Genomic DNA, 17,147 nt, shown 5'->3' on the forward strand with positions numbered 1-17,147 from the left:
AAATCTGCTAAAATAGCCGGCCTATTCAGTACGAGATAGATTGCTGACGACGGTGATATTGCGATTGGGAACAAAGTGAAGGGCTTGATCATCACCTCGCAGTTGCGTTGTACGGATCCCTACGCTAACGACCTTTCCAGAAACGGTAATCGGTCCATTTGTGAGAACGACTTCATCACCCACATCAAGCTGGCGTTCAAAAAGAATGAAGAAGCCATTGATGACATCAGATAGAAAGCCTTGCGCCCCCATACCAATGGCCACCCCAGCAATCCCCGCACCAGCAAGGAGGCTAGAAACTGGCAGTCCTAAAATAGACAGGATACAGTAGAGCAAGAAGAAATAAAGAATGTAGTTAAAGACATTCTCCAGCAAACGCGAGATGGTCTTTTGCCTTCCTGCATCTCGATTTGAAAATTTAAGTGAGGGCTTGACAATCTTTCGTACAGTCGCATGAAGCATCTTTTTAGCTATATAAAATAGTAAAAACAAAATCAAAAGAGAAATCACCTTGGTCAAGAGATTCTCTAATATGGTTGTTAAATCAAGTTTATCAAAATAGCGTTGAAAAAAATCTTGCATATAAAACTCCTTTTTCCTATTATACCATAAAATCGCCCTTCTCTTTTCTTTCATAATTATTCAATTATCGGCCCTATTTTCAAAATATCACTTGCCTCTATAGCATATTTATACTATAATTATAAACAATACATTTGAAGGAGACTGCTATGAAACGAATCATTAGAGCCTGGACCAAGGCAAGCCTCATCAAACGAATCCTTATTGGAATGATTTCGGGAGCTACATTAGGGATGCTCTTTCCAAACCTTACAGGAATTGGCCTGCTTGGAGACCTCTTTGTAGGCGGACTGAAAGCTATCGCTCCTATTTTGGTTTTTGCCCTTGTTGCCAACGCCCTTTCCCAACACCAAAAGGGACAAAACACCAATATGAAAACTGTTATTTTCCTATACTTGCTCGGAACCTTTGCTGCTGCATTGGTAGCCGTTCTAGCTAGTTTCTTACTGCCTGTGCAAATCACCCTGACCAGTGCAAATACAGAAGTTGCTGCTCCTGACGGTATCGGTCAAGTCCTCAGCAACCTCTTGCTCAAACTGGTGGATAATCCTTTGAATGCTATTGTTGAAGCCAACTATATCGGGATTCTCTCTTGGGCAGTCATCTTTGGCTTGGCTATGAGAGAGGCAAGTAAACACAGTAAAGAATTACTGAGAACCATGGCAGATGTCACCTCTAAAATCGTGGAATGGATTATCAACCTAGCTCCCTTTGGGATTTTAGGCTTGGTTTTCAAGACCATCTCTGACAAGGGCATTGCCAGTTTGGCTAACTACGGTATCCTCCTAGGACTTTTGATTGCTACTATGGCCTTTGTTGCTCTCATCATCAACCCGCTCATCGCCTTTCTCTTTATGAGGAAAAATCCCTATCCCCTTGTTTTGAAATGCCTACGTGTCAGTGGTATTACAGCCTTTTTCACTCGTAGCTCTGCTGCAAATATCCCTGTCAATATGAAACTCTGTCAAGACTTGGGGCTGAATCCTGACACCTACTCTGTCTCCATCCCGCTTGGTTCAACCATCAATATGGCTGGTGCTGCTGTTACCATAAATGTCCTGACTCTAGCTGCCGTCAATACACTCGGAATCTCGGTAGACTTTGGGACAGCATTTGTGCTCAGTGTCGTGGCTGCCATTTCTGCCTGCGGTGCCTCTGGAATCGCTGGGGGATCCCTTCTCCTCATTCCTGTGGCTTGTAGCCTCTTTGGGATTTCCAACGACTTGGCTATGCAAGTTGTCGGAGTCGGTTTTGTGATCGGAGTCGTTCAAGACTCCTGCGAAACAGCTCTGAACTCTTCAACAGATGTCCTCTTTACAGCGGTTGCCGAGTATGCTACAAACCGAAAACTTCGTCCCTAGTCTCTAACTCCTCGTTAAAAACTTGATTCTATTAGTTTAGGAAATTTTCATGTCCCTCACTCAACGTACGACCAAACTGGTCTTAGCGACCTGTCTCGCTTGTTTTCTCGCTTATTTTTTAGATTTATCATCAGCAGTTTCAGCTGGAATCATAGCTCTCTTAAGCCTCTCCGACACGCGCAGAAGCACGCTGAAATTAGCACGTAACCGCCTCTTTTCCATGCTCCTAGCGCTCGCTATCGGTGTTCTAGCCTTTCAGCTGACGGGCTTTCACATCTGGAGTCTGGGCCTCTACCTGGCTCTCTATGTCCCTCTTGCTTACAAAATGGGCTGGGAAATCGGCATCACCCCTAGCAGTGTCTTGGTAGGTCATCTCTTGGTACAGGAGTCTACTTCCCCAAATCTCTTGCTTAATGAAGTACTCCTCTTTCTCATCGGGACAAGCTTTGCTCTATTGGTCAACCTTTATATGCCCTCTCGTGAGAAAGCCATCCAAAGCTACCACCTTCAGGTCGAAGAAAAATTAAAAGACATCCTGCTTCGCTTTAAATACTATCTGTCTAGGGGAGACGGTCGCAATCAAGCCCAACTCGTTGACCAATTAGACAAGCTCCTTGATGAAGCTCTCAAACTGGTCTACCTGGATCACTCGGACCATCTCTTTCACCAGACGGACTACCACATCCACTACTTTGAGATGAGACAGCGACAAAGTCGTATCCTGCGAAATATGGCCCAGCAGATCAATACCTGTCATCTGGCCGCAAGTGAGAGTTTGATCTTGGCCCAGCTCTTTTCAAAGATTGCTGCCCAGCTAAGCCAGACCAATCCTGCTCATGACTTACTTGATGACATCGAACGCTATCTGCAAGTCTTCCGCAATCGGAGTCTCCCGAAAACACGTGAGGAGTTTGAAACCCGTGCCACCCTCCTGCAACTACTACGCGAAGCCGAAACCTTTATCCAGGTTAAGGTCGATTTTTATCAGAAATATGGAAACTAAAACGCAAAGAACCTCAGAGAATTCCTCTGAGGTTCTTGTGTTTTGGATTTGGAGAAAAGTTCTTCCTCTCGTACTATTCTCAAAAAAGAAATAGCAACTCCTAGTCGTCCATCACACCACCTGTCAGCTGGTACATGAGATAAATATGCTCCAAGACTTTTACCCTATCCATATGGTCTACATCTTTAAAGCCACCTAATGCTAGAAGTGGAACGAAACCGAAACACTCATCGTAGGCTAATTGAGCATGTTTGGCAACAGCTTTTTTATAGAGTGGGATATCAAAATAATCATCTGTAAAACCTTTGTCAGGTAGAAACTTGATAAAAAGTGATAAATTTTCTAAAAAAATATCAAATGTGCCATCTTTATATTTAATAATCCCCAAAAATTCGTTCTTCTCCCAAGTTATAATGTCCCCAAATGCCGTCGCGAACATAGGAAAAGCGTCATCTCCTCTGAAATAGCTATCTTGGAGAAGCTCAAGATAATCATCCGGATTAATTACCTTCAGATAACCATCAAGAAAAGTTCCTAGACCATCTTCCTGCCAAATTTGAACTAACTCAGCTGGAACTTGATTTTTATATTTTTCAACAACATCTTTGGGCATATCTGCCACTTTGACAAAATCTTTTAACATCTATTAATCCTCTGTCGCAATCTTCATAAAAGCCTGTTTAAAGTCTTCGTACATCTCAAAAGCAATTTTCATGACATTTTCAAAGTCATCATAATTAGCAATCACTGGATCCATGATTCTATAGTCCGGAGAGATGAGTCTCCTAGAAAACTCCATCAGTGGAGTCCCTAGTATAACTTTGTTTTGAGAGTCCCTAACACTCCATATCAATTCAACTAATCCTTTAAAGATACCAATATGGAATCCAAAAGTATAACCATTTTCTTTAATCGGTTCAATATAAAAGAATTTTTCACGCCCATCAAATTTAGCTCTATATCCTAAATCTTCGAAAACATCAAATATCAACTCACCTGTAATAATATTTAAGCGTTTTTCTTTAGGCGTTCTATCTAAGCTAAATTTATCTGAAAGCTCCTTATAGCGCTCCACAAAATTTATAACTTGCAAAGCCTGTTCAACTCTGCTGTCTAAATTCATCTGTCTACTCCTTTGTAAATCTTAGTTCAACTCCGTATTCTTTAGCAATTTCCTTATATTTTCAATCACTTCTTGTGGCTTATCTGCCACTTTGACAAAGTTTTCTAACATTTTATCCTCCAATTCGCATTAACAGCAATACTCAAAAATCGCATTCTTCAAAATGTAATCAAGCTTACTCTACTTTTGATTATGCTCCTTCTGAAAAGCTTCCATTGCCTTGAACTTCTCTAGTTCTTTTTCGTTGTCAGGCTGCTTGTCCAAGTATTTATATTGGAAAAAAGAGGTTCTAGCACTTGGTCCAAAGTCACTTTCAAGCCATGGGGCATAATCAAAGTCCACTGATAACTTATTATTTTCATCCAAATGAATCAAGCCTGCTGACCAATCACTCAATTCGTTATCCATGAATACTTTTTTTAGTTCCTGAGCTTTCTTAAATAGTAAACGATATTCGTCAAAAAATTCCGATTTGGATATGCCAAATTCTTGAGGGATATAAAAGAAATAATGGTACTCTCCATTGTATTCAAAGAAGAAATAAATTTCTCCACTCAAAGTTCTATCCACTTCAAAATTGATATACAAATCATCCCACTCGACCGGAATCATATCGTTAACTTGATGCACGATTTCGATAATTTTCTCATTAATCTGTTGTTCCATATTCCCCTCCAATTGATTCTATCATTATTCCACTACAATCCTAGTATACCATAAACCCTATATCCCACTCCTTGATAAACTGCAAAAAGACCACCTCGAAGGTGGTTAGAGCAAAAAAATTTTTGAACTAATTTTTGAACTAATAAAGTATAATAGAAAAATTCAAATCCATAGAGTATTCATCGTAGCTACCAGCTCCTTTCGGAGAGCTACTCTATCAAATTGCATATCTCATTTTCCATCAGATATGTAGTAGATTCAATCAATGACGGAATTCGCACATCAGCTGAAAGAAAGATCGGACATACAACGGATATTGATGAGTTTTAAAAAAAGCAGGTCTCTACTCCTGCTCCTGAAAAAAGATAAAAAATTGATTACACTACAGAAGGCCTCATAAAATCATAAACATCTATCTGATGCTCTTCAAACAATGCTTCTAACTTCTGCGCTCCTACTTCGGCTCCATGCTTTTCTATAAATTGAAGCTCAGCTTCTGTAATAGGGATAGCTTGTAGCCACGTAACATACTCTTCATCAAAATCAAAAGACTCCAATTCCCACAAGAAAGGCTGAGTGAAAAATATATGATTTACTTTCGCATTAGGATAGTAATTTCGAATTATATTTGGATAGACTGCACCAGGAGAGATGCTATATTCTCCTCTCACGATATTAAAACCACAATCTGCTATAATATTTGGAAAATATTCCAGCTCTGCATCAGCTGCTCCAATGATTTCAACTCTTAAAGGCTTATCATTTATTCGACGATAAATGGTATATTCTGATAAACCGATTGTTGCTGCAGTTGTTAAATAATCGTCCGGACGATTCTCTCCAATAAATAAATCTAATTTGTTATCGTGATTTCTAAATGTATAGGCTTGAGGAACTCCCCCTACAGCTCTGGCTATTTCCTGTGCAATTTTAATTTTATCGTATTTCATTTGATTCTCCTCTTAAAGTTTGCTCCAGCATGAGCTATGTTATCTTTCAGTTTCACTATACTCTTCTAAAAATTCTCACAGAAGGCGTCAGAGCTTGATGATACCTCTGCCAGATTATCACCAAATTAACTGACTCTACAATCCCAGTATACCATAAACCCCATGTACTAGCGTTTGAAAAACAATAAAAGACCACCTCGAGGGTGGCCGTTTATCAGTTCAAACTATTTCCATTATGTTCCTTCTGGATGGATTTCCATATCTACCGTTGGAAAATTATTTATCATATTTTACCTATCTTTTTAAGAGGCATATTCAAGAGCATCTGAAAGAAAACTTTCAAGTAAATCATCTAAAGAATTAAATTTTTCAACTACATCCGCAGATGGTATATCCAATTCTAAATATTCATCATTACTAGGATTATATACAAACCAACTAATATTATTCTCTCCAATAAAAACAAACTGTTTATTTTCTTCGACTTCATGCCAAATTTTATTATACTCAAAGAAATCATAAATCTCTGAAGAACAACTATCATCTGCTTTTAAACCATAAAGAACGCACCCATTAAATTCAAGACCATTTACTTTTGTTATAAATCATGAATATTCTTGCACCATGAATGTCTTAACTTCGTTTGTTTCATTTTGACTAAGAAATTTAATTTTCTCTAAATCAATTGGAGAATTTAGCTTTTCCCCATAACCAGATTCAATTCTATCTACTCTTCTTAAAAGTTCAAGCCACATTTATTTACCTCACTAATTATATATGTCCTTTCCAACAATTACCACAAAACTTCCTTACTATCCTTTATTTTCATTGTTCTACAAAATACTCTTTTGATAACTGGTAATAACTTTATTGTAAGATTTATTATCTTTAAAAATATGATTTCCATCACTTTCTCATATTCTCATAAATCTGTTTTTCCAACGCATCCTCCAATTTAGGTTCAAATGGGTCTTCTGTCTTATCAACTCTACAATCCTAGTATACCATAAACCCCATGGACTAGCGTTTGGAAAACAATAAAAGACCACCTCGAGGGTAGTCCTTTGTTATCAATCGTCCATTTCATTATTTTACAAGTTCTTCAACTGGATGGCCGTAAAAATATTTCATACCTTCCGTCCAGTCTTTATCTGATAAGTCATCAATATAACCAACCATCAAATCAATTTCATTTTTTGAAATAAGAGTATTGGTATCCACTGGGACCTGCTTGCCTGTGTAAATAGACAGAAGGGAAGCCTGAAGATAAAGATGGTATTTCTGTTCTTTTTGAGTAGCGATGTATAGAGCAGTCATAATTTCTTGTGTAAACAAACCAGGAAAAACCTGAAGAGTTTTGTAATAATAGCAATCTAAGTTCTTGTTCTTTATTACATCAAAATATAAACTTCCAACTTCTTCTAATCTTGCATTCTCCTCTATAATTGAACGATAGTTGAGAAAGCTATCCAAAGCATCTTGAGTAGCGTACTCCACTTCGGTTTCAGTATCTTCCCACTCCTCCCACAGAGTAAGAAGATAAGGAACGACTTCATAGGACATTGTTTCCACAGCGCCACCAACAAAAGTAAATATCGCAAATTCTGAAGCCGAACTTAAAAAATGAAAATTTTCAACCTTTTTTAAATCATCATGTGTACAAACTGAACAAAACAATCGAATACAAAGATTGAGCACTGCTTCATCTTTTGTCTGGTTCATCAAGTCAATCAGCAAGTTTTTTACTGTAAAATCTCCCTTTTTTAAGATTTCAGCAATCAGCAATACACATTCTCTCTCATCATTTACTGAAAGTAAGCCCCTTTTTAAATCTTCAAGCGCTACTGAACTAACGTGACCGAACGACATTCCTGGCATTAACAGTTTGTTTCCCATCCCCATTCTCCTTTTATCTCAATACTTTTTTGGAAATTTGTTACTTGCTTTCTGACCGATGCTAAGTTATCACCAAATTTACTGACTCTACAATCCCAGTATACCATAAAAGACCACCTCTAGGGTGGCCGTTTATCCATGAAACTAGTTCTCGTTATATTTTTGCTGGAAGGCTTCCATAGCCTTGAACAACTCAAGTTCTTTTTCATTAGCTGGTTGCTTGCCGAGGTATTTGTATTCAAAGAAATCCATTTGTTGGCCTGAGGTAAACCCACTCTCAAACCAGGGTGCGTAGTCAAATGTAGCAGTCAATTTTGTACCAATAATCTTTATAACACATGTTGTCCATAAAGCCTGCTCTTCATTTTTAAAGATTTCCCTCAATTCCCAAGCTAATTTGAAGGTGCGTCTTTCATTTTCTCTAAATTCTGAATTAGGCAACTCATACTTCTTGGGAATATAGAGATTATAGATATAGTCACTTTTTCCTTCTTCGTTGAAGAAATAGTAGACTTCTCCACCATCAAAAGTCAGGGTAATATTAATAAAAAGATTTTCCCAAGCTACAGGTATAGTCTTATGGACACTCTGAGCAATTTCCATTACTTTCTCATTAATCTGTTGTTCCATATGTTCCTCCGGTTGGGGTGTTCAAATTTTATCTGTATCTCTAGTATACCATAAAGAACAGAAACCAACTTACTCTTATAAAATTTGCTCAAATAGGGCAAAATTGCCTCAATAAAACAGTAAAATAGACCAATCATATCTCTAGGTATAGCAACTTTCTATCCTTTCCAACAAAAAACTCCACGAATCGAAAGCATTCGCGGACTTTTCTTACGACGTATTTAAGCAAAATGCCATACTAATTAATGGCCGTAATCTACGACACTAAGTTTTACAAATCGATTTCATTTGTAAAACGTGGTTACGACGGAAAAATCCACGAAGCTATAATATTCGTGGATTATTCCTAGTGAAGCGTTTAGGTAAGCCGATTTTACACTACGACACGGAGTTTGGCAAATCGATTCTATTTGCCAAACGTAGTTAGTAAGGCAGTTAGCTAGTTCGCCAAATAGCGACTAGCGTCCAACAATTAGGAACTTTAGTTCCAATTGTTGGTGCTGAGTTACATTTTCTCTTCCAACTCTACGTCTGGATACTTGTCTGCAAACCAGCGAAGGGCAAAGTCATTTTCAAAGAGGAAGACTGGTTGGTTGAAGCGGTCTTTTGCCAAGATATTTCGACTTGAGGACATCCGTTCATCCAAGTCCTCAGGCTTGATCCAACGAACGGTCTTTTTACCCATTGGGCTCATGACTACTTCTGCATTGTACTCGCCTTCCATGCGGTGCTTAAAGACTTCAAACTGGAGTTGTCCCACAGCCCCTAGCATGTACTCGCCAGTTTGGTAATTCTTATAAAGCTGAATGGCTCCTTCTTGCACCAATTGCTCAATCCCTTTGTGGAAAGATTTTTGTTTCATAACGTTCTTAGCAGAAACTTTCATGAAAATCTCAGGGGTAAAGGTTGGCAGTGGTTCAAATTCAAACTTATTTTTTCCAACTGTCAAGGTATCCCCAACCTGATAAGTACCAGTATCGTAAACCCCGATAATATCACCTGCCACGGCATTGGTCACATTCTCACGACTTTCCGCCATAAACTGGGTGACATTAGAAAGCTTGGCAGTCTTCCCAGTACGAGGAAGGTTAACACTCATCCCACGCTCAAATTCGCCCGATACGATACGGACAAAGGCGATGCGGTCACGGTGACGAGGGTCCATGTTGGCTTGGATTTTAAAAACGAATCCTGAGAAATCCTTGTCATAAGGATCCACAATTTCGCCATCTGTTTTCTTGTGTCCGTGTGGTTCTGGAGCAAACTTGAGGAAGGTTTCAAGGAAGGTCTGCACCCCAAAGTTTGTCAAGGCTGAACCAAAGAAGACTGGTGTTAATTCACCCGCTAAAATAGCTTCTTCTGAAAATTCATTTCCCGCTTCTTGCAAAAGTTCGATGTCGTCCTTAACCTGAGAGTAGAAAGGATTGCTTCCAAAGAGCTTATCCCCTTCTTCCAGACTGGCAAAACGCTCACCCCCTTTATAGAGCTCCAAGCGTTGGTTATAAAGGTCATACAAGCCTTCAAAGGCTTTCCCCATCCCGATTGGCCAGTTCATAGGATAGCTCGCAATACCTAGGACTTCTTCTAGTTCTTGCAAGAGGTCCAGTGGCTCACGACCGTCACGGTCCAGCTTGTTCATAAAGGTAAAGACTGGGATGCCACGGTGCTTCACAACCTCAAACAATTTCTTGGTTTGAGCCTCGATACCCTTGGCAGAGTCCACGACCATGACCGCAGCATCCACCGCCATCAAGGTACGATAAGTATCTTCTGAGAAATCCTCGTGCCCTGGTGTGTCGAGGATATTCACGCGCTTGCCGTCGTAGTCAAACTGCATGACAGATGAGGTTACCGAAATACCACGTTGTTTCTCGATATCCATCCAGTCAGACTTGGCAAAAGTCCCTGTTTTCTTTCCTTTTACTGTACCAGCCTCACGAATCTCGCCCCCAAAGTAGAGCAACTGCTCAGTAATGGTTGTTTTCCCCGCGTCCGGGTGAGAAATAATGGCAAAGGTACGGCGTTTCTTGATTTCTTTTTGAATAGTCATAAGTTCTCTTTCTTTGATTTTCTATTTTTAGTTGTTTCAGTAGTTAAGAATGATTTTTACATTGGATTTTACTATTCCTTTCAACTCTCCATTATATCGGATTTTGGGGAGTTTTTCAATTGCTCATCCGATGAAAAGGCAAGCTAGAGCACAGATTGCGCCTGATTTCTCTTTTTCCACCGTTTCTTGAACAAGATATCAAAGAGAACAAGAGCCAGTGAAAGGATGGCCGACACAAGGAGGTACTTTAGCCATAGAGGAGCATTCGAGATAAACGGTGTATCTCTTAAGAGACCATAATTTCCACCCGTCACCTGATTAACCCCAACTAGAAAGAGATTGAGGATAAAGGTATAGGCTACAATCATATATTTCTTGAGCAAGGTCTTATCATAGTGATTCATCAAGTAAACCAAGGAATTCACCAAAAGGGCATAGTGGCCAATCAAAAATGAAAAACTGGTAATATGAGGAAAATCATAGGGGTCAAAAACGGGGTAAACCAAAGCAAAGACCGCTCCACTTGCTCCTAAAAGGGCAAAATATTGCTTGCTCCGCCATTTATCAGGCAAGAAAACCACCGCAAACATAGCCAAACGACAATGATAAAATGGAAGGCTATTAGAAAATGGAATCCCAAAACCAACATACCAACTATATAGGGCTAGCAACTGGAGAATCTGAATCCACTTAAACAAGCGGACAAATTTCGGATTTTGGTGATAAGCAAGTGCTCCATAAATACAAAGCACTAAAAGAAGCATCATAGCCCCATACCAAAAGAGTGGAATAGGAGGAGGAACCGTCTGAGATCTGGTGATAAATTGATGGAACATATTTTTATCCTAACTCTTATTTTCTCTATTCTCTAGTTTAACCATTATAGCGAATTAAAAGCGATTTTTCAATTTCTATTTCTTTTCAGTTTGGCTCCCTTATTTATAGGAAAATATGGTAAAATAGAACAGACTAAAAATCATCATTTCACGAAAGGATGCAAGATGAAAATTACGCAAGAAGAGGTAACACACGTTGCCAATCTTTCAAAATTAAGATTCTCTGAAGAAGAAACTGCTGCCTTTGCAACAACCTTGTCTAAGATTGTTGATATGGTTGAATTGCTGGGCGAAGTCGACACAACTGGTGTCGCACCTACTACAACCCTGGCTGACCGCAAGACCGTACTCCGCCCTGATGTGGCCGAAGAAGGAACAGACCGTGACCGCTTGTTTAAAAACGTACCTGAAAAAGAAAACTACTATATCAAGGTACCAGCTATCCTAGATGATGGAGGAGATGCCTAATGACTTTTAATAACAAAACTATTGAAGACTTGCACAACCTCCTTGTCTCTAAGGAAATTTCTGCTACTGAATTGACACAAGCCACGCTTGAAGATATCAAGTCTCGCGAGAAAGCTATCAATGCTTTTGTCACTATCGCTGAAGAACAAGCCCTTGCTCAAGCTAAAGCCATTGATGAAGCTGGAATTGACGCGGATAATGTCCTTTCAGGAATTCCACTGGCTGTTAAGGATAATATTTCTACTGACGGCATCCTCACAACTGCTGCCTCAAAAATGCTCTACAACTACGAGCCAATCTTTGATGCGACAGCCGTTGCCAATGCCAAAGCTAAGGGTATGATTGTTGTCGGAAAAACCAACATGGACGAGTTTGCCATGGGTGGATCAGGTGAAACTTCTTACTACGGTGCCACTAAAAATGCTTGGGACCACAGCAAGGTTCCCGGTGGTTCATCAAGCGGTTCTGCCGCAGCTGTAGCTTCTGGGCAAGTCCGCTTGTCACTTGGTTCTGATACGGGTGGTTCCATCCGCCAACCTGCTGCCTTCAACGGGATCGTTGGTCTCAAGCCAACCTACGGAACGGTTTCACGTTTCGGTCTCATTGCCTTCGGTAGCTCATTAGACCAGATTGGACCTTTTGCACCAACTGTTAAAGAAAATGCCCTCTTGCTCAATGCGATTGCCAGCGAAGATGCTAAAGACTCTACTTCTGCTCCTGTCCGCATTGCCGACTTTACTTCAAAAATTGGTCAAGACATCAAGGGAATGAAAATTGCTTTGCCTAAGGAATACCTTGGTGAAGGGATTGACCCAGAGGTTAAGGAAAACATTCTGAATGCAGCCAAACACTTCGAAAAACTTGGTGCTATCGTCGAAGAAGTCAGCCTTCCTCATTCTAAATACGGTGTTGCCGTTTACTATATCATCGCTTCATCGGAAGCCTCATCAAACTTGCAACGCTTTGACGGTATCCGTTATGGCTACCGCGCAGAAGATGCAAGTAACCTTGATGAAATCTATGTAAACAGCCGTAGCCAAGGTTTCGGTGAAGAAGTGAAACGCCGTATCATGCTAGGTACTTTCAGCCTTTCATCAGGTTACTACGATGCCTACTACAAGAAGGCTGGACAAGTCCGTACCCTCATCATCCAAGATTTCGAAAACGTCTTTGCGGATTACGACTTGATTTTGGGACCAACTGCTCCAAGCGTTGCCTATGACTTGGATTCACTCAACCACGATCCAGTTGCCATGTACTTAGCTGACCTCTTGACCATTCCTGTCAACTTAGCAGGTCTCCCAGGAATTTCGATCCCTGCTGGATTCGCTCAAGGTCTACCTGTCGGTCTGCAATTGATCGGTCCTAAATACTCAGAAGAGACCATTTACCAAGCTGCTGCTGCCTTTGAAGCAACAACAGACTACCACAAACAACAACCCGTGATTTTTGGAGGTGACAACTAATGAACTTTGAAACAGTCATTGGACTTGAAGTCCACGTAGAGCTCAACACCAATTCAAAAATCTTCTCACCTACTTCTGCCCACTTTGGAAATGACCAAAACGCCAACACTAACGTGATTGACTGGTCTTTCCCAGGAGTTCTGCCAGTTCTCAATAAAGGTGTTGTCGATGCCGGTATCAAGGCTGCTCTTGCCCTCAACATGGACATCCACAAAAAGATGCACTTTGACCGCAAGAACTACTTCTATCCTGATAATCCAAAAGCCTACCAAATTTCTCAATTTGATGAGCCAATCGGCTACAACGGCTGGATTGAAGTGGAGCTAGAAGACGGTACGACCAAGAAAATCGGTATCGAACGCGCCCACTTAGAAGAAGACGCTGGTAAAAACACCCACGGTACAGATGGCTACTCTTATGTTGACCTCAACCGCCAAGGGGTGCCATTGATTGAGATTGTATCTGAAGCGGACATGCGTTCCCCAGAAGAAGCCTATGCTTATCTAACTGCCCTCAAGGAAGTCATCCAGTACGCTGGCATTTCTGACGTTAAGATGGAAGAAGGTTCCATGCGTGTGGATGCCAATATCTCCCTTCGTCCTTATGGTCAAGAAAAATTCGGTACCAAGACTGAGTTGAAAAACCTCAACTCCTTCTCAAACGTTCGCAAGGGTCTCGAATACGAAGTCCAACGTCAGGCTGAAATCCTTCGCTCAGGTGGTCAAATCCGCCAAGAAACACGCCGTTACGATGAAGCCAACAAAGCAACCATCCTCATGCGTGTCAAAGAAGGTACTGCAGACTACCGCTACTTCCCAGAACCAGACCTCCCACTCTTTGAAATTTCAGACGAGTGGATTGAGGAAATGCGTACTGAACTGCCAGAGTTTCCAAAAGAACGCCGTGCGCGCTACGTATCTGACCTTGGCTTGTCAGACTACGATGCCAGCCAGTTGACTGCAAACAAAGTCACTTCTGACTTCTTTGAAAAAGCTGTTGCCCTCGGTGGCGATGCCAAACAAGTCTCTAACTGGCTCCAAGGTGAAGTCGCTCAGTTCTTGAATGCTGAAGGCAAAACACTGGAACAAATCGAATTGACACCAGAAAACTTAGTAGAAATGATTGCCATCATCGAAGATGGTACGATTTCTTCTAAGATTGCCAAGAAAGTCTTTGTCCACCTGGCTAAAAATGGCGGTGGCGCGCGTGAATACGTGGAAAAAGCAGGCTTGGTGCAAATCTCAGATCCAAATGTCTTGATCCCAATCATCCACCAAGTCTTTGCGGATAACGAAGCTGCCGTTGCCGACTTCAAATCAGGCAAACGCAACGCAGACAAGGCCTTCACAGGATTCCTTATGAAGGCAACCAAAGGGCAAGCCAATCCACAAGTTGCCCTTAAACTCCTTGCACAGGAATTGGCCAAGTTGAAAGAAAGTGAGTAATTTACTCTTTATACACTTTTTTCTACTTTTAAGACGAGAATGAGACAAGGAGAATAAATGAACAAATTTTTACGATTGCTATTTGTCTTAGTCATCATCGCTATGTTAGGCGCTTCTATACTACAAATTTTCTTTCCATCGTACATGGGAAGCCACTCCGGGTACGGAATATCTGCTGGTTGGCAACGAGAAATTGGAATATGGAATTTAGCTGTATTGATTATTATTCTCGCTATCAATATTAAATACGATTGGTTCTATCTACGAATCGCACTTCTTGCTCTCATTATTGGCGGAATTGGAATAGGAACAAATCACTTACTCAATTATATGGAGTATCACTCTCCTGTAAATGCTATCGGTGTTTTTGAAAATTACTTGCTAGCAATAGGATGGATTGTGGGATGGCTCATCGAACGCCATTCCATAAAGAAGCTAAATGCTAGTAAATAACGCCTAGTATATCTTAAATGATTTTTAAAGGTTATTAAATAGTTTAATAATCATTCGAATTCAGAATGCTACCTTTTCAATCATATAGTTAGGAGACACATGAAAAAGTTTTACGCTCTTTTAATGACCTGCTTATTACTTGTTTTTCTATCCGTGCCTCAAATCGTTGATGCGGGTGTCGGACATTCCAGAAGTGGAGGGAGCAGCCGCAGTAGCTCCAGAAGTAGCAGCCGCTCAAGTGGAGGTGGAAGTCGTTCTGGCGGCTCATCCTACCACTACTACCGCTCTGGATACGGCTCATCCTCTGACAGTTCTACTAGCTCTCCCTATCTAGGATTTATGTTCATATTAGTTGGAGGAATCATACTAGTTGTTATCGTCAAATCCTTGCAGAGTAAGTCTGGAGATTCGAGTTCAACCTACACTAATAATGATTATCAAACGCTCCATCGTCGAGTTGAACACAACACACTGGCCATTAGTCGTGTTAAAAATGGGGATCCAAACTTTGACGCTGATGCCTTCACATCTTGGGTTAAGGAAGTTTATCTTAAATTGCAGGTTGCCTGGACTGAGAAAAACTGGAATTCAGTCCGTGCGCTAGAAAGTACTAGTCTCTACTCCCAACATAGTACCCAACTCGAGGACCATATTCGAGCTAAAACAACCAATGTTTTAGAGAAAGTTTGTATCGAAAACGTTCGCATCAAGGAGTTCATTGAAAATCCTGACGGAAATGATACCTTAGTGGTGATTCTGTCATCTACCTTGCGGGACTATGTCATTGACGATGAGACTCGTCGTGTCCTCGAAGGAAATCCTAAAAAAGATCTCTTCACCGTGTATCAATTGAACTTTATCCGTCAACATGGTAGCCAAACGCAAGCAGTCAATCCAGACCAAGTTGTGAGCGACCACTGTCCAAACTGTGGCGCCCCATTAAAAATCTCTGCAGTTAGCGAGTGTGACTACTGTGGTGCCAATCTCTCTCGCAGTCCAAACCAATGGGTACTTGATACCTATGATGTTGTGGATGAAGACGAGCTTTATAATTAGGAGGAATTATGGGATTTATACGTGCAGCCTTATCAGCAGGCTTAAATAGTTTTAATGATAGTAAATTCAAGGAAGCCATTGTCCTTCCAGATAATGTCTCTGGCGATGCCTTGGCCGTCAAGGGTCAATTACTCACAAAAGACCCAGATGGACGTTCTCGTCACAGCAATCAAAATACTGGACTTTTGTCAGATGGCAGTGTGGTTATCGTTCCCCAAGGCTATACCGCTGTTTTGGTAAACAATGGTACCTTCCTTGGTGAAGTCCTCGAAGCTGGTAGCCACGAATGGCAAGCTGGTGATAATGCCTGGCTCCTTGAAAAAGGTGGTTTAAAAGGCACTTGGGAAAACTTTAAAAACCGTTTCTCTTTCGGTGGACAAGTCATCACCCAACAAGAAATTATCTATATCCGCATGCAACCTATTGCAGGTAATAAGTTCGGCACACAAAATGCGGTCGAATACTTCAGCGAACGTTACCAACAGCTGCTTAATATCCGTTTCTATGGCTTGTTTGATGTAAAAATAGCAGATCCAGTCCTCTTCTACGTGAGTTCTGTTAGCCATCAAATTACTGACGGACAGCCATTTACTCTCCAAGATGTAGCTCAAGGAACGCTCCGTCAAAATATCGCACCAAAAATCGCGATTACCATTGCCAAATATACCAACGAAAACAAGGTTGATATCTATAGCCTCAATGCCAACCAAGATACCTTTAACGAACTCGCTAAACAAGAGGTCAACAAGGTTTGGACAGGCCTCTACGGAATTGAAGCAACTAATATCTTGCTTGAAGACCTCAGCTACGACCAAGAAAGTCTTGATATCGTTCGCAAGCTTGATAGTGAGCTCGTGGCAATGAAGTACAACACGATTGAAATCGAAGAACGCCGTGCTCGCAACGAAGCGCTCATTGCTGCAGCTGCCAACGAAGGAAATGGCAATGGGATGAACATGTTTATGGGCATGAATCTTGGCCAAACTCTCGGTGGTCAACTAAGCCAACAAGTCCAAAATCAAGCACCTGCTCAAAACACTGGGCAAGCTACTAGCAAGAATTTTTATATCGAAGTCGATGGAAAATACGTCCTCGTCACCAAAGACGAAGATGGAAATATCGTACCAGTCAACTAATTAAGCTCCTTCTGACATTTGAGTAA

Annotated in this window: 19 protein-coding genes; 8 read left to right on the top strand and 11 right to left on the bottom strand. The window is 40.9% G+C overall.

All coding sequences use genetic code 11. From position 1 onward, the window contains the following. Positions 1 to 21 precede the first annotated feature (21 nt). Entirely contained in the window at positions 22 to 582 is a 561-nt protein-coding gene (locus DB729_RS01545; RefSeq protein ID WP_001150569.1) for a mechanosensitive ion channel family protein, read from the bottom strand. Between the two features lie 149 nt (positions 583 to 731). Between DB729_RS01545 and sstT the strand changes: the two genes are divergently transcribed. Next, the gene (sstT, locus tag DB729_RS01550; protein WP_049550256.1) at positions 732 to 1,943 is read left to right on the top strand and encodes a serine/threonine transporter SstT; all 1,212 of its coding nucleotides are present in this window, start codon (positions 732 to 734) and stop codon (positions 1,941 to 1,943) included. A 49-nt stretch (positions 1,944 to 1,992) separates the two neighbouring features. Next, the gene (locus DB729_RS01555) at positions 1,993 to 2,946 is read left to right on the top strand and encodes an aromatic acid exporter family protein (RefSeq protein ID WP_049550255.1); all 954 of its coding nucleotides are present in this window, start codon (positions 1,993 to 1,995) and stop codon (positions 2,944 to 2,946) included. 100 nt (positions 2,947 to 3,046) lie between these two features. Here the strand turns inward: DB729_RS01555 and DB729_RS01560 are convergent, their stop codons facing one another. From DB729_RS01560 to DB729_RS01600, 10 genes are all read right to left on the bottom strand, one after another. Continuing rightward, positions 3,047 to 3,589 (bottom strand): T6SS immunity protein Tdi1 domain-containing protein, encoded by a 543-nt coding sequence (locus tag DB729_RS01560; protein WP_109289682.1) that lies wholly within the window; start codon positions 3,587 to 3,589, stop codon positions 3,047 to 3,049. Positions 3,590 to 3,592: 3 nt separating this feature from the next. Then, positions 3,593 to 4,069, bottom strand: a complete 477-nt coding sequence (locus DB729_RS01565; protein WP_001047046.1) for a hypothetical protein — start codon at positions 4,067 to 4,069, stop codon at positions 3,593 to 3,595. Between the two features lie 180 nt (positions 4,070 to 4,249). Further along, positions 4,250 to 4,735: an immunity protein YezG family protein gene (locus DB729_RS01570; RefSeq protein ID WP_000437676.1), complete on the bottom strand. Its 486-nt coding sequence runs from the start codon at positions 4,733 to 4,735 to the stop codon at positions 4,250 to 4,252. A 377-nt stretch (positions 4,736 to 5,112) separates the two neighbouring features. Further along, complete coding sequence (locus tag DB729_RS01575) at positions 5,113 to 5,685, bottom strand: suppressor of fused domain protein (RefSeq protein WP_000872726.1); 573 nt, start codon at positions 5,683 to 5,685, stop codon at positions 5,113 to 5,115. Positions 5,686 to 5,987: 302 nt separating this feature from the next. Then, on the bottom strand, positions 5,988 to 6,287 hold the full coding sequence (locus DB729_RS01580) for a YrhA family protein (protein ID WP_244201074.1): 300 nt from the start codon (positions 6,285 to 6,287) through the stop codon (positions 5,988 to 5,990). A gap of 3 nt (positions 6,288 to 6,290) precedes the next feature. Then, positions 6,291 to 6,440 carry a hypothetical protein gene (locus DB729_RS09485; RefSeq protein ID WP_244201070.1) on the bottom strand — a complete coding sequence of 50 codons (150 nt, stop codon included), beginning with the start codon at positions 6,438 to 6,440 and terminating at the stop codon, positions 6,291 to 6,293. Positions 6,441 to 6,771: 331 nt separating this feature from the next. Then, positions 6,772 to 7,581, bottom strand: coding sequence for an Imm47 family immunity protein (gene imm47 / locus DB729_RS01585; RefSeq protein ID WP_000527079.1), 810 nt, complete (start codon positions 7,579 to 7,581; stop codon positions 6,772 to 6,774). A gap of 144 nt (positions 7,582 to 7,725) precedes the next feature. Then, entirely contained in the window at positions 7,726 to 8,211 is a 486-nt protein-coding gene (locus DB729_RS01590) for an immunity protein YezG family protein (RefSeq protein WP_000437677.1), read from the bottom strand. A gap of 505 nt (positions 8,212 to 8,716) precedes the next feature. Beyond that, a complete protein-coding gene (locus DB729_RS01595) occupies positions 8,717 to 10,261 on the bottom strand; it encodes a peptide chain release factor 3 (RefSeq protein ID WP_109289681.1) in 1,545 nt (514 codons plus the stop codon). Between the two features lie 143 nt (positions 10,262 to 10,404). After that, positions 10,405 to 11,097 (bottom strand): YwaF family protein, encoded by a 693-nt coding sequence (locus DB729_RS01600; protein WP_033606022.1) that lies wholly within the window; start codon positions 11,095 to 11,097, stop codon positions 10,405 to 10,407. A gap of 165 nt (positions 11,098 to 11,262) precedes the next feature. Here DB729_RS01600 and gatC point away from each other — a divergent pair, with 165 nt between their 5' ends. The 6 genes from gatC to DB729_RS01630 all read left to right on the top strand — a co-directional run bounded on the left by gatC (position 11,263) and on the right by DB729_RS01630 (position 17,121). Beyond that, positions 11,263 to 11,565 (top strand): Asp-tRNA(Asn)/Glu-tRNA(Gln) amidotransferase subunit GatC, encoded by a 303-nt coding sequence (gene gatC, locus DB729_RS01605; RefSeq protein WP_109289680.1) that lies wholly within the window; start codon positions 11,263 to 11,265, stop codon positions 11,563 to 11,565. Next, positions 11,565 to 13,031 carry an Asp-tRNA(Asn)/Glu-tRNA(Gln) amidotransferase subunit GatA gene (gatA, locus tag DB729_RS01610; RefSeq protein WP_109289679.1) on the top strand — a complete coding sequence of 489 codons (1,467 nt, stop codon included), beginning with the start codon at positions 11,565 to 11,567 and terminating at the stop codon, positions 13,029 to 13,031. The genes gatC and gatA overlap by 1 nt, the downstream gene beginning before the upstream one ends. Further along, positions 13,031 to 14,476, top strand: coding sequence for an Asp-tRNA(Asn)/Glu-tRNA(Gln) amidotransferase subunit GatB (gene gatB / locus DB729_RS01615; RefSeq protein ID WP_109289678.1), 1,446 nt, complete (start codon positions 13,031 to 13,033; stop codon positions 14,474 to 14,476). Before gatA ends, gatB begins: the two co-directional genes overlap by 1 nt. 57 nt (positions 14,477 to 14,533) lie before the next feature. Next, a complete protein-coding gene (locus DB729_RS01620) occupies positions 14,534 to 14,929 on the top strand; it encodes a hypothetical protein (protein WP_109289677.1) in 396 nt (131 codons plus the stop codon). 99 nt (positions 14,930 to 15,028) lie between these two features. Beyond that, entirely contained in the window at positions 15,029 to 15,985 is a 957-nt protein-coding gene (locus DB729_RS01625; RefSeq protein ID WP_033583741.1) for a zinc-ribbon domain-containing transport protein, read from the top strand. A gap of 8 nt (positions 15,986 to 15,993) precedes the next feature. After that, entirely contained in the window at positions 15,994 to 17,121 is a 1,128-nt protein-coding gene (locus DB729_RS01630) for an SPFH domain-containing protein (protein ID WP_109289676.1), read from the top strand. The last annotated feature ends 26 nt before the right edge of the window (positions 17,122 to 17,147 follow it).

This window comes from Streptococcus halitosis (assembly GCF_003143695.2).
In the GTDB taxonomy this organism is placed as follows: domain Bacteria; phylum Bacillota; class Bacilli; order Lactobacillales; family Streptococcaceae; genus Streptococcus; species Streptococcus halitosis.